This is a genomic window from Pseudophaeobacter profundi, from assembly GCF_029697505.1.
In the GTDB taxonomy this organism is placed as follows: Bacteria; Pseudomonadota; Alphaproteobacteria; order Rhodobacterales; family Rhodobacteraceae; genus Pseudophaeobacter; species Pseudophaeobacter profundi.
The window spans coordinates 1-370 of the sequence record NZ_JARJEF010000114.1 but is presented as its reverse complement, the minus strand read 5'-3'; the positions used below and the strand labels follow the sequence as shown (position 1 = coordinate 370).

The 370-nt window shown below is 55.1% G+C and carries 1 protein-coding gene; it reads left to right on the top strand.

Annotated features, from left to right (window positions below; genetic code table 11):
• Nucleotides 1–28: 28 nt before the first annotated feature.
• Nucleotides 29–370, top strand: a 342-nt coding sequence (locus P2081_RS20460; protein ID WP_278924630.1) for a carboxylesterase family protein, incomplete at its 3' end; no start/stop codon positions are given.

The window sequence follows — 370 nt, the reverse complement described above, 5'->3', positions numbered from 1 at the left end:
GTTCGAGACAGATCGAGACGGAATATAAATGGCGTCGGAGTTTGTTGAAGTGACCACCAAGTCTGGGAAGTTGAGAGGTTTGGTCAAAACCTCTGCTTTGGCCAATAAGAGTTACCAGTCGTTTCAAGGGATTCCTTATGCCAAGCCCCCCATCGTAGAGCTACGATTTAAGCCACCAGAGCCGTTCGGGCCATGGGACGGAGTCCGGGACGCCCTCAAGGAAGGCAGCGACTGTATCCAGAAGCACATGCTGTTCGGCACTCCGGTAGGCACCGAGGATTGCCTCTATCTCAACGTCTACACCACCCAGGCAGGGAAGGTGGATGCCAAGAAGGCAGTGATGGTGTGGATCCACGGCGGGGGGTTCGCT